We start from the raw sequence: 21,664 nt of genomic DNA, 5'->3' as shown, positions 1-21,664 counted from the left end.
CCAAAGAGCAGTTCAGGTCCGCCGTCAACGCCAAACTAGAAGTTTTGCAAACATGGGCAGCCAAAGGTATACCGTGGCTGCAGGACACCGAAGGAAGATACGTACGCGACGCAGACGGAGAGCGAATGCTGGACTTCTACCCAACGCGCTCGGTTCATTTTGAGGCGTGGGACGGGACGCAGAACTGTCAAGCGACACATGCTCTATTCCCGAGCCTATCCTCATTTAAAACCACACGACGCTCAACGTTAGCCGGTTCTCATTCCGACCTGCAAGATAAGCTCGATGCTGTCCTCGAAGTGCTCCGTGCAAAAGGTCATGAGCAGCTACTGATGACGAACAAGACATCGCTCTTGGAAAAGCTTGAGTCGCAAGCCCATACTTGGGAAATGCTAGCGAGGAAGCAGGAGAGCGACATCGTTGCGCTCAGAGAGCGAATGGCAAAAACGGAGGTAGAGCTACGCGCCTCTACTCTGGCACTGGAAAATAATGCCTCCGAGCACACACGGGTAGTGGACCTCCTCAACGCAAAGATAGCGAACTTGACCAACCTTTTATCCAAGGTTGCACCACTCAAGGGATGAGGCACATATGGGCACCCATCGACCCTCCACCTTTGCAACGGCCTCAGCAAACGAAAAGCGCCTGCGCGAATGGATTATTGCCACAAAGCTAGACAATGTTCCAACTAATCAGGTTGGTGGAGCATCGCGAACGGCCATTATGAAGCTGATTGGCGCCTCACGGTCCACTGCTCAGAGTAATCCCCGAATCGCTGCGTTGTTTGAGGGTCTCGACACTGCGCTGCTCAACAGAGAGGCCGCGACACCGGCTTCTCGAGACAACCGTATTAAGGAGCCCGATAGCAGTGGATGTCGGCAACTGCTTCTCGCGCTCCAAGGCGAGATTGCGGCACTCCGAGCCAAGGTACGACGCCTCGAATGGCGGGACGATACGGGTCTATCAATCCGTGAGTAGCGCCCACCAATGAACATTACCGGTACAGTCCGCCGCGTTATCTCTGCTCCTCAAACAGGGGGAGCAATCTTTCGCTTGCAAGCTGACTCCCGGAATGAGCCAGTTCGCGTTAAAGCCGATTACTCGGTACTGCAAGACGCCCCTTACCCCGGCGAGCGTTTAACGCTCACGGGTAGCTTCAAATTTGGCGTGTATGGAGAGCAATTTCTAATTACATTCGCGCTTCCAGAACTACCCAACACATCTTCGACGACGGAACTGTTGTTGAATCATCCCGCGTTCACAACTATTGCCAAACGCCGAATCCGCGCGATTTCGGAAAAGTTTGGAAGGCAAACACTATCGGTCCTCGACAACAGCGACTTTTCTGCACTCGAAAGTGCAGGGATAGGAACCGCAACAGCCTATTTAATCATCGATGCATGGAACAGCTATAAGACTCGCGTTCAAGCCTGCAGGTTCTTGCTTGAACATGGCATCACCTCGACAATTGCGAATCTAGCCGTCGACCTATGGGGTAGCTCTGCAATCGACGTCGTGTCGGCTGACCCATACGTGTTGACCGCCCTTAGCGATTGGGGCACGGTCGACGCAGCCGCGATTCGGTACTTCGCTGTTGACCTTGATTGCCCGCGAAGAATCCGCGGATGCTGTGAATCCATTTGCAATATGGCCGTACTCCGTGGGAAATCGGCACTGGCTCTTCACGACTTTGAACAGGTTTTCCAAGCACATATGGGGATGGTCACCGCTCCGAAGGACGCCATAGCCTCAAGCATTGGGACAGGGACCGTTCGATTGGTGCGTACGGGTGGGTCTGATTTTGTCCAAGGTGCTGGCATGGCGGAAATCGAGTCATGCGTGCGTTATAACCTCATGTCGGTTCTTTATCGGGAATCCGAACAACGCCTTCAATCAAACGCAGTCAAGCATAATGCCAAACTGAACGAGCAGGAGCTCCGATTCCTCGCGGCATTCACCCGCGCGAATGTAGCCACCGTCGAGGCTTCCGGCGCCGAGAGCATCGTAGCGGCCCAAGTCTTGGCAAAGTGCTTCCCAAAAGCCATTCACATTGCGCCAACGGGCGCAACGTTTGCCAAGGTCGGAAAAGTTCAACTCGACTGGTACCTCTTGCGCGAATTTATCGGCAACGAGGACATAGCATGTCAGGACGTAGCAGGAGCGACCGTTGTCATCCACGACAGCTCGTCGATTGACCTGTTGCTGGTCAACAAACTGCTTCGCAACGTGCGACAAGCCGGCCGCCTGATTTTCATCGGCAGCTCTGAATCGAGTCGGACCTCTGGTCTACGAGAGATATTCACGGCGCTTTTGTCCGAACCCAATGTAGTTCACGAGAACGTCAACTCCTTTCTTGGACAATACGAACGAGCATCCCCGCTCGTACGCCTCCCAGAAATTTTGTCTGGACTCTCGACACTCGACGACTATTGCTATGCCTTGGTGCAGCGCGTGGAGGCAAGCACTCACGATGAGTTAATCGATTTTACTCTCCAGTCCTATAGGGCCGTCTTCGAGGACTCACCTCATGATGGCATCATCGTGGCATCCAAACATAGTCTGGTGATGGAAATTAACCATCGCATCCATGGTGAACTTCTCGAATACGTTAGAGCGACAGCGACGGAGCCTGAGCCTCCAATAATAAAGCTGCGAAATAAGCAGGAAGCCACGGTCGGAGATATGGTCATCTATCTCGGCCGCGACTATTCGAAAGGGTTGTTTCCTGGAAGCCGCGGAATAATCGCCCAGATAAGTTCGGACGGACGTCGCAGGTCCTCCATAATCTCGGCAGCAGTAGCGCGCGTGCTGTTCGACACGGCGGGCTACGTGGACATCAGCCTCAAGGAATGTGAATTGATGTCGTTAGGGCACGCCGTTCAGGTCCAACACGCAGCACTCTCGCGATGGAACAAGGTGATTGTTTCGATGGAGCCGTCTAAGAATCTGAATCACTCTTGGTGCTGGCGTGCTCTATCACGCGCCGACGGAGAAATAGAAGTGGTGGCCCCGAAGAGAGCATTTGAAGATGCATTAGGGCGTCGGGAGTCAAAATCGAACTATGTACCCTCTCTAAATCTTGTCAAGACATGAAATCGCAAACTTTTCCCGTTTCGATGATGTGGGCCAACTGGAAAGAAGGCCGACATATTCCCGTTATCAGGGACGCACGCCTCGATATAGTGGAGCCCTTCCTCGACTACATACTGCGAATCGCGCGCGACCGTCATGACGCAAACGCTAAGGAAGGAGCCTTCCGCTCCGCCATGGAACACGTTGGTTATGCCTTGCTCGCTCTTGCGCGCTTCCTCGCGTGGAAGCACCTAACGTGGCAAGAACTTACCGATGACAGTCTTGTTGAATTCCGCAACTGGGTTAAAGACGAAGCCAGGCATAAGCCGAGTTCGAGAAACGATGAGAGTGCGGAACGAACAGCCAACTCACGGTTACGGGTCATCTACGAATTTTTGACATGGGCGCAAGAGGACGCGCTACTCATCAAGTCGCTTGTCGGTAACACGGCGACCGTCCCGATACGGTCATCACTGCCGAAACTTCGGAATGTCAGCCACAAGAAATTGCAAGGCGACAAGCAAAAATACCCGAAACTATTCGAAAATGTTGGCACCTCATCACGTATGAGTGACAGGCAATATTGGGCAACCGATGAAGATTTTGAAGCAATTCGCCAATTCTTCTGGTCAACGGGTGGTGCAGATACCGCCTCGCGGAACGACCTGTTCTTACGTTTATTTGAGGGCGTCGGCTGGCGACGTGCGAGCGTCAACAGCCTCACCGTCAACCAATTTTCAGACGCAATTATTGACAAGGCAGTTGGCTCAGGCGAGACCCATATTTCGATAACACCGCCCGAGCAAAAATTCGGCTATCAACGGGCTTTTCCTGTGCCAATAAACCTTGCCTTGGCCATCCAGCGATACATCCGGGAGGAACGTTCTGAGTTGCTCAAAAAGCGTGGCCTGATGGAAGATACCACTGAGATACATCAGGGGCGATTGTTTCTCTCGATGAATACGGGACTACCCCTTACACATTCGGCGGTCTCTGAAATCTTTCGAGCCGCGTTTCGCGCGATTGGTAGCGATATTGGCGCCAATACACATTCCTTCCGCCGCAAATTTGCTGAATCCACATGGGCTGAGGAGATTGAATATCGCCAGCGTCAGGGCCTTTCTTTGGCGTACGAGGATGTCGCAATGGCCGTAGCTGACATCCTAGGCCACGCGTCGATTGTTTCTCAGGACGCTTATCACAGAGTCCTAAATAGGATGCGAAAGGTTAGCGTGGAACAGGTGCTGAAGAACAAGATTGCGCAACTCAATGACACAGTCGCGATGCAGATGAGCACGATTGCGAAGCTTCGCGACACTCTTGCAAAGTGTTTTGAGACGACAGCATACGCGACCTTAGAGCTAAACTCTCCATTACGTCACGACGTCATGACTCTGATAGCCGAGATTGATGGCGCTTGAACGGCGTATGTGCCTCGAGTTCGTCAATGTGCTCGTCCATTGCGGCCGTCTCTTGGTCCAGGAACTCGCTGATGGCGTGCGCAAACCTGTGGTCAGCAATCCAGTGCGCAGACCATGTTGGAGTCGGCATGAGTCCGCGCGACATCTTATGCACACCTTGCGCCCCGCCCTCGAAGCTCTTCAACCCGTTGGCTATGCCATATTCAATACCCTGCATGTAGCAGGTTTCAAAATGAAGGCCTGAGACGAACTCCTTGGTGCCCCAGTAGCGACCGTACATGGTATCGCCCTGCACGACGTTCAGTGCTACCGCTAGCGGCTTGCCATCTGCCTCAGCAATAACGAGCATCAGTGCATCAGGCATCGTCCGATGAACAAGCCCAAAAAATTTGCGGGTCAGATACGGGGCATTCCAGTGTTCGCGGTAGGTGTTCTCGTAGCATTCGTAAAAGAAATCGAGGTCGTCCTGGCCAATTTCCTGTCCTCGTAGCCAGCGAAAGGTGACGCCGGCGTCGTGAACCTTTCGCCGGTCTTGCTTGACCTTTTTCCGTTTATCGTGTGACATCTTCGATAGAAACTCGTCGAAGGTCTTGTACCCAAAATTTTCCCAGTGGAACTGGACGCCTTCTCGCAGCATGAAGCCGGCGTCGGTCAGCGCTTCAAGGTCGTTTTCGTGTGAGAACAAGACGTGGATTGACGAGACCTCGAGCTGCTTTGCGAACTCGATGGCGCCCCGCGCCAGCAGCACCCTGTCAGTGTGAGTCGGCGCTAGTAGCCGTGGACCCGTGACAGGTGTGAAAGGGACTGCAGAGAGTAGCTTAGGGTAATACTGGATGCCATGCCGAGCGAAAGCATCCGCCCAGACGTGGTCGAAGACGTACTCGCCTCGGCTATGTGATTTCAGGTACATCGGCATGGCGCCAACAAGCTCGCCGCCGCGCCGCATGAGCAGGTAGGTCGGCTGCCACCCTGTCGACTTGGATGCACAATTCGTAACGTGCATCGCTGACAGGTATTCATGCGCCACGAAGGGATTGCCTGCAGCGAGCGCGTTCCACTCCTCCGCAGGCACATCTGAAAGCGAATCGACAACCAGAATCTCGACCTTGCTGCTCACCCGGCCCCCGACGATTTTTCCGACGCGGCGCGACGCCGCAAAGCAGCATTGTCGCGCATACAGGAAAAGTCGTCAGGCGGCTAAACAAAAGTCGCTGAGCAGCCGGGTGCCGGATTTCAGTCTTCGAGCTGCTAGCGCCGCGCGCCAAGGTGAGCGGACAACGCGTCAACGCGACCTTGGTCTTCATAGACGCGACCGTATGGCGAGGAAGGTTCCTTCGGATTCGACCGACCATGGCACTTTGGCGGCTATGCCAACTGTGATGCGTCAGAGCAACATCCGGTCGACCGCTAGGGCGGACGCCAAGTGTTGCTGTTCAACGTTATCTTGGACACATCGGCCGAACGCCTACCGCATTTGTCCTAGAAAGCGGTCGAACAGCATCCGCAAAAAATTTATCGCCCTCGCTTCTTCGCTACCGCAGCTCGAATGTCTTTCTCGCTGACAGCACCAGTTTTATCGCGCATGGTCTTCAGAGTCGTATTTGGCCCGAAGCCCTCGATGGGTTTCGGCAGATTCTTGTTCATCGTATTGCCGTGCTTCTGGTCAATTTTTCCGTCCTTGTCGCGATGGCGACCATCGAGTCCTGGCTGCTTCATGTTTGCTCTCCAGTTGATTCTGACATGGGAACTGCAGGACGACCTCATTTCCCGCGCAAATGCTCAGGTCGTGAGGCAACTGCAGGCGACACAAAACGTTTTTGAGACTGTCAACACGATGAGACGACCTACACTTTCAAACGGACCGACGATGCATGGGCTTTCCACAATCGACCGCTAGAGCGTGCTCGTTCTCGCCCGGAACTGCCCCTCGCAATCGACGCATGCCTATGAATACTCCTTTGGCGAACTTTCTGACTTTGTCGAGCTCCTTTACTGTTGAGCAACCTTACCGGTCGCGGCCATCTCTGCCAGCGCAACATTCTGGTCGGCATACCACCGAATAAGGCATTCGCGCTCATGGCATTGCTGCTCGCGGTAATTCCATTGCGCCCGAGTCCGCTCTTTGAATGCTACGGGGTCGTCTGCAACTGCCTTGGCCCTGGCGTAGATTGCAGCCAACTGAACGTCATCTGAGGCCAGCTCAGCGTCGCTACAAATGATGTGCTCTGCGTCGGAACGAGCCTTCGAACAATCAAAGCTGGTCTGCTGGAATGAAGCCGTTTGGGCCGAAGGCGCGGCGTCTGTACCTGCACCCTCCTGCGCCCAGCTTGATAGTGGTGTCACACCGACGGGCAAGTCAGGCCACTGGAACATCTTTATGGAGGCGCTACCCGAAGAGTTTGAGGTTTGCTTGACGAGCATCACGCCTTTGCCGGATGTTGCATTGATGGCAAACGCGGCTTGCTCCGTACTGCACTCATGTTCTTTGCACCCTTGCGCGACCAGATAACCGTCTTGCATCTGAATCCCGGAAGAGTTGACCACAGCAAGGCGCTCCGAGATTTTTTTCCAGTCCGCTCGCGAGACGCCGTTGAAAGCAGAACGGAATCGTTTGTCATTCACGACATCAGATGGATACTTACCCACAAGCCAGCTAAAGTCCGGAACCGGATGAGCTGTATTCAATGTCGTCGCAGTAGCTGCGGCCGGCACGACGCCATTCGAACCAACTGCGCTTGTGGCGGACTGAAGCGTTTTCTGTTCGCCATTGCCATTCGACGCTAAGTGATGAGGATAGCCGATGACGGTGTAGATGACCGCCATCGCAGTGACTGTTGCGGATGCCGCTGCCTTGAGGGCAACATAGTCATTACTCGAACGGATGGCTGGTCGCGGCGTGACCTCCACAGCTAGTTTGGACTGAAACCACTCGTTCGCCTCCTTGATGGCTTGGGAGGAAACGGACTTCTTGCGCATGAAACTGAGGGTCTTGTATCCACCGTAGGCAAGCGCGAATCCAGTCAAAGCAAACCCCACGGGAACGCTAAGCACGGCCATGAGAAAGCAACCTAACAGCGCAGCAAAGAGAGGACCAACGAATCCAGGAGCACTCGGCCATGCCTGCACTCTAGCCATCAAAGCGCTTGCGGCTGTCTGCAGTTCACCGCGAGGTCCTTGCGCCGCGGCACATTTGTGCTCCATCTCGTAGACCGCCAGCATCGCCTTTTCTTTTTCTGCGAGCGAGACCGTACCGATGTCCACGGCTAACTTGATAGCTTTCGTTGTGAGCGCCAAATCGTGAGCGAGCGTATTGAGAAACGGTTGAAACGCCTCGAGCTTGACCGCTTCACCGATGTCATCATCTTCGACATAAACACCATGGGAGATGAAATACTGTCGTAGCGCATTCGTTGTGCGTGACTGCACCTTATAGACGAAGTCCTGCGTTGCCTGCTCTCTCTTTGATAAGTTGTCGGTATTCATATATTCAGGCCCGGTGCTCGCAGATGTGCCGTGACTGTTCCGACGGCCCGATTTCCTGCCCTTCAAACTTGTCGTATATCTGATTCCGGTTCCCGGAATACTTGTGGTGATGCGGCCACGGGTGTTGTACGTAAAGCCCTTTCCACCAATGGATGTGCTGATTCCGCTCTTGCTGAGATTGATGCGGATACCGGGCGCGATTTTTATGCTTTTCCTGAAGCCCCAACCCATGTTGCCCCCCGGAATGCCTTGTTGAGCGAACTAAAGTCGCCCGTACGGAAAGGAAATTTTTGCCAGTTGTGCAGCCGGCCGGACACCTGTCATGCCGACCGTCAAGCTGTTTTAGTTTTGAGAGTCAACGTCCGGAGAAGTGGCCTTCGTCGCATTTGACCAAGCCATTTCCAGACGCATTCTGCTGCCTGCGTTAAGCTTGCGAAGGCCCACTTCTCGGGCCATCGCCGGCACGCCCGACTCTTCGTCATGTCCTGCCTGCATCATGTCGAACGCGAGTGCTCGGAGTTCGGCAAGAGAAATTTCGTCGACTGACCGTGCGGTGCCATCAATGGGCCGCCGGAATTGAATCTGCACGTCAGCCGATTCACCTTTAGCTCGGAAAAACGTCCCCACATCCTCTGGGTCGCTGCGGAAGTGTTGCGACGCCAACCGGACGACCCGGTCCTGGATTTTTGCGCCTGTCCGTACCCAGCCATGCGCCCGCGCAATACGACGCGCCAGCACTTCGTCCCGAACCGGTCCTTCCACACGTACTACGTGCTCAATCAACCGAAGAAGCGTTGGGTTATAGACGACGTCGAAAAACGAGTTGGCATCGACCGCGTATCCCTCAAGCGTCAAATCCACCTCCGCAAAACGTCCCTCGACTTGGTCGCTGGAATGAGCAACGACGGCGTTGCGAGCGTAGGTGACGGGCAGCGTGGTAGCGTCCGTTACGATTTTCACCTCGCTCGACGGCTCGGTTGTCGCGTCTGTCGACTGGTCCATCTGCTCATCCGGCATCGCCATTACGTCCGCGATAACCTGTTCCGCGAGGACTGTCGCGTCCTGCTCGGTCTGCGCTCGCTTTGCCCGCTGTTCCGCGAGCAACTCCTCGAGCTGACGATGAATCTTCTCGACCGTCCCCTGCATGTCAATCCACCAATCGGTCGACCAGATGCGCAGGATGTCCCAACCGAGGCCACGCAAGACCTGCTCACGCAGCTTGTCGCGGTCGCGGGCTGTTGCAGAACGATGATAGGTCGCACCATCACATTCAACACCGGCAAGGTATCGTCCAGGTGCGTCCGGGTCGACTACACCGAGGTCAATGCGGAAAGCCGACACACCGACCTGCGGATGCAAGGTCCAGCCTCTCTCGGTAAGCGCGTTCGAGACAGCTTTTTCAAACGGGCTGTCGAAGTCTCCGACGCTACCTGTAACCGCCTCGCCGAGCGCGCGTGCACCGCGGTCCGCAAACTCCAGGAAGTGCTTCAAGTCACGCACTCCAAGCGCCTGAGTTCTCGCCAAGTCCATCTGCTCTGGACGGAAGCTACCGAAGACTCGAAGCTCCTGCCTTGCACGGGTAATGGCAACATTCAGACGACGCTCTCCGCCCTGCTGGTTCATCGGGCCGAAATTCATCGGCATGGTGCCGTCAACCCCCGGGCCATAGGTGGTTGAAAAATACATGATGTCCCGCTCGTCACCCTGCACGCTCTCTAAGTTCTTTACAAACACGGGCTCAAGCTGCGTTTCCAGGAAGAAGTGCTCAATGGATGGGTCTTTACGACGTTCTTCGTCGAGCAAGTCTTCGATGAGAGATTGCTGTTCAGAGTTGAAGGTCACCACGCCGATGGTCAAGCCACTGTCACGGAAGCCGGGCGCTTTCATTTTGCCGACCAAGTCGGATACCAGCGCTTTCGCTTCTGGCTTATTTGTTCGCGCCCCACCGCGCTCGTATTGGCCATTCGCGACATGATTAAAGCTGACGGCACGGTCGTTCGTGACTGGACTTGGGAACGTCACCAGGTCCCCGTCGTAGTAACGATGATTCGAGAACGCAATCAGACTTTCATGGCGGCTACGATAGTGCCACGACAGCTTCATTGTCGGCAGGTTGGCGCCGATACACTCCTCAAGAATGCTCTCGAGCTCAGTCTCGACATCAGTGTCATCAATGTCCGATTCCGCGCGGTCGAAGAAACTTGTCGGTGGCAACTGTTTCGGGTCACCAACCATGATGACCTGTTTCGCACGCGCCATTGCGCCAATGGCGTCCCACACTGGAATCTGTGATGCCTCGTCGAAGATGACGACATCAAAGTTCGCCGTCTCAGCCGGCAGATATTGTGCAATCGACAGCGGGCTCATTAGAAGGCACGGCGTCAGGCGCATCACCGCGCCCGAAGCTTGAGACATCAACTCGCGAAGGGGCAGATGGCGAGTCTTCTTTTGCATTTCATATCTCAGCAGGCCCCATTCAGAGCCTCGTGAGACACGGTCAGGCGACGGATGCCCGGCCGAAAGCTGCGCACGCACCCAGGCTTGTGTCAAGCCGATGAACCGTTCGTCAAGCTTCCGGAAATCCCGAATGCGTTTCTCGTGCTCTGCGGAAACAAATGTGCGCAACACGTCGTCCACATCGACAACTGCATTCAACCACCAGCGACAGTAGTCGGTCTCGAACGCTTCTTTTACGCGTCCGAGCTGGATTGCGCCCTGTTCAACGCCAGCGACGACGGGAGCAAGCCCCAACGCAAGAGCCGCCGCGCGGGTCTTGCGCCACGCACACCAGGCATTCAACCGGTTCGAGCTAGCCAGGACGTCGCTTGCACGTGCGGCCAGTGCGGCAGGGAGAAGTGCACCCAGAGTCGCGACATCAGAGCTCGGCAAGCCGCTCGCGACCGTGAATTGCGTCACTGCCTGATTAAACGCCTGTAGTGCCTCGGCATACATACGCCCGGCGCCCGCAATCGCGCCCGTCGGCTCAAGCAGAACATTGCTATCGCCCAGCAGCAAAGCAATCGGGCTCTTTACTGCCGCCAGCGCTTCAGGCGAATTTGCCATCAATGCAAGCGCGCCCGACAGCGCCTCGAAGAAATCAAGCGCTGGTTCGATGGCCTCCAGTTTTGTCTGCAAACCGTTCCAGAGTCCGCCGGTCTTCGCGGGGAGGTCGTCAAACTCCTTGAGACGAGCACCGAGCGCAACCAGCTCGCGCATCTTCTTGAGGTCCGCCGACGCGACGGCACCCGCACTGCCCCGCTCGATAACGCTGAAACCCTCGTCCTGCCAATAGCTGCCAGCCACTGCTGCTGCCAGCGCACCCTGAAAGACGACGTACGTCTTCGCGACAGCCAAATCCGTTTTATATCCAACCCATACGGCGTCTGTCTCTTCTTCGAGTCCGGAGAGGCGATGGATTATCTGGTCAATCTGACGAAGTTCTCTGATGCGAGCGAGGTCTTCGCGCGCCGTCTCGCCACACTGCCCCCGGCTGACTGGGTCAAGCCCAACATCTTCCCAAGCCGCGCGTACTCGAGCCTGTTCGAGGGCGGTCTGGAAACCAAGCGAAGCCCGCGCGACATCGAGTTCCGTTTTTAGTCCCAGCCATGCGTTCGATGTTGGTAGCGACAGGTCGTCGAGCGCTTTGATTTCTTCCTGAAGTGAATCAATCTGCTTGAGACGTTCGATGTCACCGCCAATGTCTGGCTCGCCTCCGCCGGTCGACAGGTCCACGAGCTTCTTCGAAAGCGAGCGGCGGCGCATCATGCTCATCGGCCAGGACGAATCCTGCAGTTCCCTCCAATCGAGCTGGAGTTGCTGAACCGTTGCCGTCGAAATACCGTCTTTGTATTTGAGCGACAGTTGGCTAATCACGTCCTGACGCTTTCGCAGCAGCTCAATGCCAGCGGAAAGCCGTGACCTTAGCGATTCGTTCCACGGCTGCGAAAGCTGCGAATGAAGTTCGTGATAACGAGTGAGCTGAACGATGCCTTGTCGTAAATCTTCCAGGACCTGGTTGCCCCGCGGCGCTGACAGCGAAGCGTGCAGCTCGCGGTGTCGTTCGACCAATGGTTTCGCGAAACGCAGGTTGTCTGCAATCGTTTTTGCATCCGGACGCAGAACGAACTGCCAATCGTGCCCAGACGCAGACGGCAAAGTCGCAGCCAAGAGACGCAGGCCTTCCCTACCACGCGTGTCGAGAACAGATGACGGCAGACCGACGGCCGCACGCAGTTGCTCGGTCGCGGCTTGAAAACGGGCAACCACTGGGCCAATAGCGCGGGCCGAATCGAGCAGCGCGGCTTGCCACAGCGGCGACCATTCAGTTTGAACCACGTGAGCGAGCGGGCTGGACGTCAACTGCCCCTCTCCCATCACTTTCGCGTGAACATCTAGCAACTCGGCCGTCTCGCGCAGCGTTCGCATAGCGACTGAATCGTGAACCCGAGCGGACGGCCATGACAGCTGCAGGACGGGCAAGTCATGCCCGGCGACAACGCGGCCGATAGCCTCATACACACTGAGCCCGTTCGGGTATCTCAGGTGCAGACGTTCAACATACCCGTTCAACTGGTTGCGCAATCCCTCCAGCCGAGCGGCTTCTGCATGCCATTCATCGGGTTCCATGGCCGCAGCGGAATCCCACGAAGTACGTAGCTGCTCAAGCACTTCCGTCTTACGTGCTTTGCTGGAATGCAATTCGAGGCAGAAGTTGCCAAGACCAACATCGGCGAGGCGCCGGTACACGACATCAAGCGCCGCCATCTTCTCTGAGACGAATAGCACACGCTTTTTTTCCGCCAGACACTGCGCAATCAAATTCGAGATGGTCTGGCTCTTCCCGGTTCCAGGAGGGCCAATCAGGACGAAGTCTTTTCCTTTGCTTCCAGCCACGACCGCGGAAAGTTGCGACGAATCGGCCGGCAATGGGCAAAAGGTGTTTTTCACCGGCAGTTCTGCGTCGAGCCTTCTGGCGTCAGGAAACTCAATCGTGCTCTCATAGGAATCGCGAGGCGTTTCAATGAGGTGCCGTACGACCGCGTTCTGTTTGAGCTGCTCGGTTCGCTCAGTCAAGTCCTTCCACATCAAATACTTTGCGAACGAGAACGTAGCGAGAACGACTTCTTCGACTACCTCCCAACCCTTGATGTCCTTGACCGCACTCGATACGGTTTTCCAGATTCCCGCGACATCTAAGCCAGAATCATCCTTCGGCAGCTCGGTGTCCTGGATGCCCAGCTCCAGTTCGAAATCCTGGCGAAGCATCTCAATCAGTGTCGGATTGAAGCGCGGCTCGTCATCGTGCAAAGTCAGGCTGAACCCTGAGCGCGCGCTTCGCCGTTCAAGCGACACAGGAACAAGAATGAGTGGCGCCCGATACTTCTTGTCGTCCTTCGCTTCACGTGTCCAAGAAAGAAAGCCCAGCGCCAGATACAAGGTGTTGGAACCACCCTCCTGCAGGTTTGTGCGTGAAGTCCGGAAAAGCTCAACTAGGCGAGTATCCATCTCGTCTTGTGAGAGCCCGACGAAAACTTCTCTTCGCTTCAATGCGTCAATCGCATGGGAACGACGAATGTTTTCGCGCTCCCGTGCTTCGTGGATTGCCTGGCTACGTGGGTCATTGCCGTCCATTAGGTCGGGACGCGTGAGCAGCTTGATGGCGTGCCCCTCGGCCAGAATATCTTCCAGTTGGCCGGGGTCTGGCGCGTCTAACTTCAGCGATTTCTTGCCGGCTTTGAAGCTGAGCAGATTATTGCGAAGTGACAGGTCAAGCAGCTTACGTTGCCAACGGGTCAGCCGGTCCTCCGGGCGCTCGACAGCCTTGTCTTCCGAGGAGCGGTCCAGTTCCTCTGGCAAATCCGGAGCGACCTCGAACCCTCTCTCGAGATTGACCTCCTCCGTCCCGACAGTGCTACGTTCAATCGCCTGCTCGCTGGCAAGCGGCTTGATACGCTGCATTCGCGCGCGGCGGATGTCGACAGCCAAATGGAATTTTCGCTCCGCCTCTTCGGAAATCTGCTCCTCGCCGTTCGCAATAGCAAAGCTGAATGCCGGATGGGGGCGATGCGTGAGCATCGTCGACTCAAACAGCACCATCTCCTTCAATTTCACGCGTTTCCGGAGCGCCGTAACATCATCAATAACGGACGTCGAGAATTCTTCGGGTTTCAGCCATACGCCTGGGAACGCGTGTCCATCCGTGAAAATGAGCACGGCGTTGAGACCGGCCTGTTCGAGCGCGGCACACACAAACAAAGCGAGGTCGAGACAGGTCCCAAGGCCCGAGTCGGCTATCTGGCTGGGGCTACGCACCTTCTGCCCAAACTGCTCGAAGCTTGCCGGCGGTACCGCGTAGTCAATGCCCATCGAGCCGATGGCATTCCAGATGGCGGATGCCAATTCCCAAGCTCGCTTTGCACCTTCCTGATACCCGTTGATAGCCCCTGACTTGCCTGCTCTGTGTAGGACGTCTGCGGCCTTCTTCAAGACCCGTTCCACCGCCTGCTCGTTCGGCTGAACGAATGCCGCGACCAAATCGGGGAGCGCCGATAGGCCGCCCCACTGGTTACGTGGCAATAACTCGACTGTTGTCTCAAATGAGGCAAGCTCAACGGGACTTTCCAACTCCGCCGTCAGCTTGAAAGTGATGAGTGCCTTTTCCGACTCGGTCAGCCGGCCGAGAAGCGCTCCGTCCAGCGAAAGGTCGAGGTCGCTGATGCGTACATCCTTTCCGGTCGCGATGTGGTCGAGGTGCCATGTCTTCGGCTTGAAAAATGACGGCTCGGAGGATACGGTAAGCTTCAACTCCTTAATGTCATCGGTCGTCTCGTTGGCAAGCGCAAGTTCGTGGACAACCGGGATGGCATTCTGGAAATCGGCCAGATTTATTTTGCCAGCGAGCGTGGCTTTAATCTGCACGCAACGTGGCTCCTCCGGCATTTCAGCCGGCTCAACAATAGTCTCATCCATCTGGCCCCCAAAGCCTTCCGCTTGTACGTCTTCTCTCAATTTGATTATGCCGTCGCCCCGCCGCGCCCAATACGCCGAACAGGCATTCAGAGTATGGGCTATTTATGGAATCGAGTGACACCCCTTCCGGCGGGTTTCGCGCCCCGTTGCATAATCTCATATCGGCGAAGCTGCTTGCTATGGCGCATACCGAAAAAAACCGCGTTTGCTTACCCACTTGGCGGCCAGTTTAAAACGAATCGATTCAGCCAGAAGAGCCCCGGAATACCGAATAGAAGCAAGAAGCAAACGATTGCGATGCACTGGAGAGCATTCCCTAGCGCATTCGGGCCATGACAAGGGCGCGGCTGAGCATCTGTGGTCGATGCTTATCGTGCCGATACAACGGTTATTTGCCGCGGCCGACTGCGCAAAAGCGCGCCGGATGGGGTGCCGCGCGCTCTCTCACGCGTGGGATTATTCCTTTGTGCGCTCGGTCGGCGCATAGCACGCAGCTACAATATGCCTACAACTTACGTGAATCGCCTTTGTTATTGCCGATGACGACTCTGACCACGAATTCGCGTCTTGCCTCTATGTATGAACAGGCAAGCGCCTTCCTGAACCTTGACCAGGCGGCTCGCGCGCAGTCGGATTGGTTCAAAAGCTTTCGTGACGACAAAGATGTTCGCAGCTTCTTCAAGAAGAAGAAACTGCTCGCGAAGGGCACGAGCTTGCAGGTCACAGTGATTTCCCAGGTTGCCCGCGCGATTGTCGAATGCATCGAGGAAGGCGAACCGGACTTGGCACCGACCGGGTCTGAAGTCAACGACATCATGAAGAGCGCCACAGACTTGGCAACCAAGCTGACTGCGGCGCGCCCTTCTTGGCTCGCTCCGGGCGCCCGGACGCGCGGTTTCCAAGAGCCGCTGCGGACGCTCCAGACGATGCCGTCGATTGTGCCGCCCCGAACTGCAGGCCGCTTGCCGATGACGCAGCGTCGAACGCTGATTATCCGGCTCGCCCACGCCATCTGCGAGGCTTGTGACGAAATTCCCATCCGAGTCATTACGGCGGTCGTCGCACGCGCTTGGGAAGAAACCCTGGAACGCCAAGTCTACGATGTGCTGACCGCTGTCGAACGCGTAAGTATTCGAGCGCACGTCGAAGCGAAGCGCAGGAACCAAGCCGACGTTGAGAACACAGCACATCTGGCACTGAGCCGCGCAAGTGTTCCGCGTAACCGTGCGGCGCAGACGCCGGACACGCGAACCGACGCTCAGCGGCTAGCTCAGGCTCTCGAAATCGTGGGCGGGTGCGCGGATGAGACTGCGGCAGTCGTGCTTTACGACGCGCTCAGCGCCGCCAGCGCCGAACTTGGGTTAGAGCCGGATTCGGCCGAGCAGTGAAAACCTGCGGAAATTGGGCCCGTTTTCCGGTCTATTTCCTCCGGATTTTTTGCGGCTGAACGGGCTTGGTATTTCGGTAGCAGTGTTTCGAGCCGACAGGTGAACAATACGTCCTGTCACAACTCCCACTGCATCGAATGCAAAAACACATCAAACCGCAGAATTTCCAGTCCTTCGACCGCATCATCGCCAACTGGCCGGCCAACACCGCCGAGCACCAGCGGGCGCGCTTGCTCGAAGCGATGAGGCTGTGCGCGGGGATTACAACACTGGAGGCCACGCGATACCTCGACGTCATTGACCCCCGGGCGCGAGTGGTTGAACTGCGCAAAGAGGGTTATCGCATCGTCACCTCGTGGGTATGCCAGCCGTCCGAGTGTGGGCGTCCGCACAATGTCGGGTTGTACACGCTCGCCGCCAATGCAACCAACAACAGCATCCGCGCGAAAGTGAAGCCCATGTTCGGGTCGGGCAGCTCCCAGTTGGTGCTTGCTCTCTGGCACTGATGGGCCCGCGCGGCGAAGGATGGATTCATTTCACTACGCATCGTGCGTTCGGCGCTCGGCATCGACCTCTGCGCCGGGCACAGCATCAGCTCAGTGCTGCCACCGCCATCCGAAGGTAGTCCCGCGCCGCGTCAACCTTGTCGGCGTTTGTGTGGACGGACAGGTCGGCGCGCCTCTTCTCGCCAAGGAAATATGCAGTGTGTTCGCTGTCCTCTTTGCCGGGATGCGGAAGGCCATGGAATACTCGTTCTTCTTTCAGAAAGCCCTCTTTGGTGAGCCAATGGACGCCTTTCGATGTTGTCGCTCCGACAGGTATGAAGACGGCATCTGGCATCGTTTTGGCCATCTTACCGAAGTGCTCTCGCATCTGCCCGCGCAGCATTGGGTCTCTTTCGGGATGTTTCCCTCCCCTGAAATTCTCGCCTTTGTTAAAGATAGGAAATTGAAAAAGAGACGTCGCCTCAAGCAAGTCGCTCGCTTCGCCGAAGAGCTCTTCGCTCGAGCGCAGCCCCAACCAACGATGCAGGCCAATATGGTCGAGGAGCGATACGAGGCGTAGTCGCGCCCTCCCCGCGAACGCGGCTGCTAATTTGGCGCGCCGAAGCACCTCTGGTACCGGAAGACCCTCAACTAACGCGCGTTGCGCCTCGGTCAACGCAATGTCGGCCTGCGCTTTCCAGGGAGTAATGCCTACGAGCACAACCTTCGCCGAGAGATTCACCCACTCGAATGGGGCGTAATACACCTCAAGGCCGCCGTTTCGATGCATGCGTAGAGATGCAGATTGCGGGTCGCCTTGGGGGCCTTTGTAGCCCCGTATTGCGGATTCATACTTCTCGAAAAGCTCGAAATTCACTTATGACTTGTCCGTATATGTTGTTTTACTTTCCGCAGCCGTAACAACAGTCAGCGCGTACGCTTCGTCCTCGAGAGGACGATATGGCAAAGAATCGCTACGCGCTTCCGATGACACAAAACGGGACGCCGTAGGTCTCGAGCAAGAAGTTTTCCGTGACGCTCAAGAGGGATAGCTGGTCAGGTGTCGCTTTAGAGCGAGATAGCCCGGGCTGCACGACGAAAACACGCAATTTCAAAGCTGACATTCGGCTCCGGTTCCTGATAGCCGCCAGTGTATCGCGGTCACCGACTTGGTATCTCGACAGTTCCACGCCCTTTCGGACCTTCGGGTCACGCCGAAGCAAATGGATAAAAAGTTCAGTGTGACGTAGTTGGTTCTGCAGCCAGCTTATGCTTTTCTGGGCTTGCCCGCACACCTCATACAAGTCACCAACGCGGCTTCCTGACGAACTGTCTTGTGAATACTTGCAGTGGTAAAAATCAACGTTGATTGTTGTCCGGGCATCATCTTCCGTTACCTTGATGGTCACTACGTCGGCCGACTCTCCCGACCCGTCGTCGTCGTAGATGATGTCAAATCCGCCCGCCTTTTTGAGGTCTTCAATGACTTTGAACTGAATTGAATCAGCCTCGCGTGTAGCCCCTTGAGCCTCCTTCTTTATGTCAACGTGTGACCAGTCCCACGGCACAATCCGCTCACGGTCATATGGCGCGTAGATGTCTGGCAGCGCTACGAGCATGTTGCCTTCGAGATAGGAACCGTCCGCAAACGTGATGAGCGGCGGGTTCTCAAAGAAGTATTCGGACAGCGTCCATGCTTTTTGGCGCTTCGTTATAGTGCCGTCAAGCCCGGATACCGGTACGAATCGGTAGGTCGAAACAGCATCGTCATCAAGGGGCACAAGCTCAAGTCGGAGCATCAATTCCGCCGAGTCGTCGAACAATCGAAACACAATGTCGCCAGTCTCCGCCGGACTTACGAGCTCGATTCCAAGGTACCAAAATTCGGTCGCAGCACCCTTTCCCAGCTGAACCGAAAATACGCTTTCGTGCTCTTGATAGACGCAGTCTGGCCACTCGACAGCAATGGGCATTACCTCCGGTCGCACTTTAACCAGCTTCGGGATTAAAGTTCCTTTGAGCACACCTTCCGGGTCGATGGTCTCGTCGACAACCTTTGCGCCAACGTTCTTGCACCATTTTGCGAAGGTCTCGAGCCGCAATCGTTGGAAGGACCAAACCCGACCGCGCTTCGTTGCTCCGATAGTCGCTGTCGCGCCAGCCTCGAACCCTATTCCGGACACCACCGCGCGCCGCGCAGTCTTCTTGGACGACTCGGACAGGCGTGCCGCAACGTCTGCGCCCATGCGGGCGATGTACCGAATTTGGCGCCCGAATTGTTCGTTCATTCCTAGATTCGTGAGCAGCAAGCGCTTAACGCCGTGAAAGCAGCGATATAGTTCCGGGTCTTGGATGAGTTGCACGTCCTCGCCGCATAGCGCCTTGGCCATCGAACGATATTCGCCGCTTTTCGACGACCCATGAATGTACAAAAGCTCCCTTTCTTTGTCCCAAATCGCAACGAGTAGCTCCCACTCCCAGTCCTGCACTGCTTCAATGTCAGTCCATGGCACCGGCTTGGTCGTTCCCACCACGACTACGAGCATGTTCTCTTTGCGATTGACCGTCTGCCGAACCTTGTCGGAGGCTGTGAGACCCGGGATGCCCTTCCGGAAGTTCTTCGGTGTCCAGACACTGCATCGGGTCCGATAAATGACCATGCTGGTAGCCGGCCTGATTTCCTGAAGAGGAATTTCGCCTGCAAACGGCTCGAAGCCTGCGAGAAACGTACGCGCCTCGATTTCGTTGTCTATCGCTGCGTCACTCAAATCCGGGAGCAATTCGTTCCAGTCAGGGTCCTGGCTGTACAGCTTTTCAAGCTCTTCGCGTACACCTGGATTTGCGACGTTCGCTATGAACGTTGCGTTCCCCAAATCTTCGCGGGCGCGTGTAAACCGGCCAGCAAGCTGGAGCGTAACGGGAAGACTCTTTCGCGTGTCGTGAAACGCTGCAATCTTCAACTCCGGCATGTCGAAGCCCTCTCCAAGCATGTCGACACAGACCACAAGTCGTGATTGACCAGACAGCAACTTATTTAAAGCATCTCGCCGTTCGGCCGGCTTAAGTCTGCTGTGAAGCAAAATCGGGTTGTAACGGCCGATGGATTCGTAAATTTCGAAGACCTGCTTCGCGCGCGGAATGTCCAGTGCGCGCGCCATGGCGACATGAAGCCCTGTTGCGTCGTTATCCAGTTCTTTTATAGTTGCTTTGGCGATGGCCTTATCGGCTTTGCTCTCGTTAAACTCAAAAATCGACCGGAAGATGATGGGTCGAAAATAACCATCAAGTTGAGCTTGCCTGAGCGGATACCGATAGATTATTGTCCCATCAACGGGCTTGTCGTCGTCACGGAACGGTGTCGCGGTGAACTGAAGCACGCGGCGTTTGCTGAACTCTGCTTTGAACCGCTTCCACGTGGGCGCTTCCGCATGGTGCGCTTCGTCAATGAACAAGTGCGTACACAATTCGGCGATACGCGCTTGGAACGCGGGCGCGAGGCTGCCCGCGATGTGGCTAGTCGTAACGACTACATTGCATGCCTCGAAAAATGTCGATAACGCCTCAAGGCTCGCAATATTGTGCTCAAGTACGCCAACGACTGGATAGTGAGCGACTTTTGGAAGGATAGTGCTGCCGGGCGCTTTCAGCAGGCCCAGCGTCACGAACTTGTCCGCGATTTGGGTGCGTAACGCGTCTGTCGGGACGACGACAATGACCCGTTCACAACAGGCAGACGTCAAGACACCGAGCATTGTTTCGGTCTTTCCTGTTCCAGTAGGAAGGACCACCGATGCAACTTCGGTACTCACCGACCAGTGAGCGTGTATCGCATGAAGAGCTCCAGCCTGCGGCGGACGCAAGCCGATGGTCCCCTTCGAGCGGTCCTCCTGTACGTATGCGAATACACCACGCCATGAATCGGTCGCAGCCTTCGCGTTCGAGCCGGTCGTTGACCCACCAGCAGCAGGCAACAAGGGATGCTGCAACCACGTTCCTGCAATTGCGTCCAGTCCGTCAGGCTCGATGGCGACTGCCGGATACCTGAGCACAGCCGCTTCGTCTTGTGCTGGTAGCTGGCGAGGCGTGCTTTTAAGGATTCGAACGGGTATCGAAAGCGCGCTGGACGAGACCTCGAAGCCTTCGGCACCATCCGTGACAAAACGAACTGCCTCTGCTTCTACCTCCTCGCCCCGCCAGGCCAACTGACGAATCCAATTCTTCCCAACTCTTTCTTGAAGCGCAAAAACCCCCGGAAGCCGCACCTTCATTTTTATGCCTTTGGAATATTTTTAGCGGATGGTCAAATCAAAATTATCGTGTTCTCGCATCGCACCATGTATCTAGTGCAGGCCGTCTCTCACCGCCCGATGCGAGCGCACCGTATTTCTTCGAGGCTTGATTATATTTGCCTTTTTCAAACCATCTCGAATCGCTGACAAGTAAACGGAGAAAGTGACGCTGACAGCATCCTGTGCCCTCTCCGAAGATTAGGTCTCTAGTGACTTCGCTCCAACTTAGTCCCTTGGCCACCGCCAAGTCGCGCAATAGCCCTTGCGCTTGGTCGTAGCCCGGGATGTCAGAACGCAGCGCACTCACCAACTCGGCTATGTGAAACGCAACTTCAGCGCGCACGACTTCCGGTGTCGGTCGGCCAAGCGGGCGCAAGCGTAGGAAGGGAATGCCCGCCGTAGAAAAGAGCCTATCCTTGTGCTGGTCGCGTTCCTGCTGACGGTCGGTATCATGCCAAGGGCTGTCCACCTCGATAGCTAGCATGGGCAGGTACACACTATCCACCTCAAACTCCACGCCTTGAAGCCATCGCCAACTTCCGACCCACGTACGGGCC

General features: G+C 55.9%; 12 protein-coding genes. 5 read left to right on the top strand and 7 right to left on the bottom strand.

Annotated elements, in window-relative coordinates; all coding sequences use genetic code 11:
- Positions 1 to 125: 125 nt before the first annotated feature.
- The 3 genes from P0D71_RS17905 (at position 126) to P0D71_RS17895 (ending at position 4,493) form a co-directional block, all read left to right on the top strand.
- A complete protein-coding gene (locus tag P0D71_RS17905; protein ID WP_408481356.1) occupies positions 126 to 584 on the top strand; it encodes a hypothetical protein in 459 nt (152 codons plus the stop codon).
- Positions 585 to 987: 403 nt separating this feature from the next.
- Positions 988 to 3,093 carry a helix-hairpin-helix domain-containing protein gene (locus P0D71_RS17900; RefSeq protein ID WP_408481354.1) on the top strand — a complete coding sequence of 702 codons (2,106 nt, stop codon included), beginning with the start codon at positions 988 to 990 and terminating at the stop codon, positions 3,091 to 3,093.
- Positions 3,090 to 4,493 carry a site-specific integrase gene (locus tag P0D71_RS17895; RefSeq protein WP_408481352.1) on the top strand — a complete coding sequence of 468 codons (1,404 nt, stop codon included), beginning with the start codon at positions 3,090 to 3,092 and terminating at the stop codon, positions 4,491 to 4,493. Before P0D71_RS17900 ends, P0D71_RS17895 begins: the two co-directional genes overlap by 4 nt.
- Here the strand turns inward: P0D71_RS17895 and P0D71_RS17890 are convergent.
- The 4 genes from P0D71_RS17890 to proA all read right to left on the bottom strand — a co-directional run bounded on the left by P0D71_RS17890 (position 4,459) and on the right by proA (position 14,945).
- The gene (locus P0D71_RS17890; protein ID WP_408481350.1) at positions 4,459 to 5,610 is read right to left on the bottom strand and encodes a GNAT family N-acetyltransferase; all 1,152 of its coding nucleotides are present in this window, start codon (positions 5,608 to 5,610) and stop codon (positions 4,459 to 4,461) included. The genes P0D71_RS17895 and P0D71_RS17890 overlap by 35 nt on opposite strands.
- A gap of 395 nt (positions 5,611 to 6,005) precedes the next feature.
- Positions 6,006 to 6,209 (bottom strand): hypothetical protein, encoded by a 204-nt coding sequence (locus P0D71_RS17885; protein WP_175151234.1) that lies wholly within the window; start codon positions 6,207 to 6,209, stop codon positions 6,006 to 6,008.
- Positions 6,210 to 6,482: 273 nt separating this feature from the next.
- The gene (locus P0D71_RS17880) at positions 6,483 to 8,207 is read right to left on the bottom strand and encodes an Ivy family c-type lysozyme inhibitor (RefSeq protein ID WP_408481348.1); all 1,725 of its coding nucleotides are present in this window, start codon (positions 8,205 to 8,207) and stop codon (positions 6,483 to 6,485) included.
- 111 nt (positions 8,208 to 8,318) lie between these two features.
- Entirely contained in the window at positions 8,319 to 14,945 is a 6,627-nt protein-coding gene (proA, locus tag P0D71_RS17875; protein ID WP_408481347.1) for an anti-phage protein ProA, read from the bottom strand.
- A 539-nt stretch (positions 14,946 to 15,484) separates the two neighbouring features.
- Here proA and P0D71_RS17870 point away from each other — a divergent pair.
- The gene (locus P0D71_RS17870; protein WP_408481345.1) at positions 15,485 to 16,333 is read left to right on the top strand and encodes a hypothetical protein; all 849 of its coding nucleotides are present in this window, start codon (positions 15,485 to 15,487) and stop codon (positions 16,331 to 16,333) included.
- Between the two features lie 137 nt (positions 16,334 to 16,470).
- Entirely contained in the window at positions 16,471 to 16,839 is a 369-nt protein-coding gene (locus P0D71_RS17865; RefSeq protein WP_408481344.1) for a helix-turn-helix domain-containing protein, read from the top strand.
- An 85-nt stretch (positions 16,840 to 16,924) separates the two neighbouring features.
- Here the strand turns inward: P0D71_RS17865 and P0D71_RS17860 are convergent, their stop codons facing one another.
- The 3 genes from P0D71_RS17860 to P0D71_RS17850 all read right to left on the bottom strand — a co-directional run bounded on the left by P0D71_RS17860 (position 16,925) and on the right by P0D71_RS17850 (position 21,591).
- On the bottom strand, positions 16,925 to 17,695 hold the full coding sequence (locus P0D71_RS17860; RefSeq protein WP_408481342.1) for a DUF3431 domain-containing protein: 771 nt from the start codon (positions 17,693 to 17,695) through the stop codon (positions 16,925 to 16,927).
- A 97-nt stretch (positions 17,696 to 17,792) separates the two neighbouring features.
- A complete protein-coding gene (locus P0D71_RS17855) occupies positions 17,793 to 21,086 on the bottom strand; it encodes a DEAD/DEAH box helicase (RefSeq protein WP_408481340.1) in 3,294 nt (1,097 codons plus the stop codon).
- Positions 21,087 to 21,129: 43 nt separating this feature from the next.
- On the bottom strand, positions 21,130 to 21,591 hold the full coding sequence (locus tag P0D71_RS17850; protein WP_408481407.1) for a DUF2726 domain-containing protein: 462 nt from the start codon (positions 21,589 to 21,591) through the stop codon (positions 21,130 to 21,132).
- Between the last annotated feature and the right edge of the window lie 73 nt (positions 21,592 to 21,664).

The sequence above is a fragment of the Paraburkholderia sp. RL17-383-BIF-A genome (assembly GCF_046028015.1).
Taxonomy (GTDB): Bacteria; Pseudomonadota; Gammaproteobacteria; order Burkholderiales; family Burkholderiaceae; genus Paraburkholderia.
This window is presented reverse-complemented; position numbering and strand designations above follow the sequence as displayed.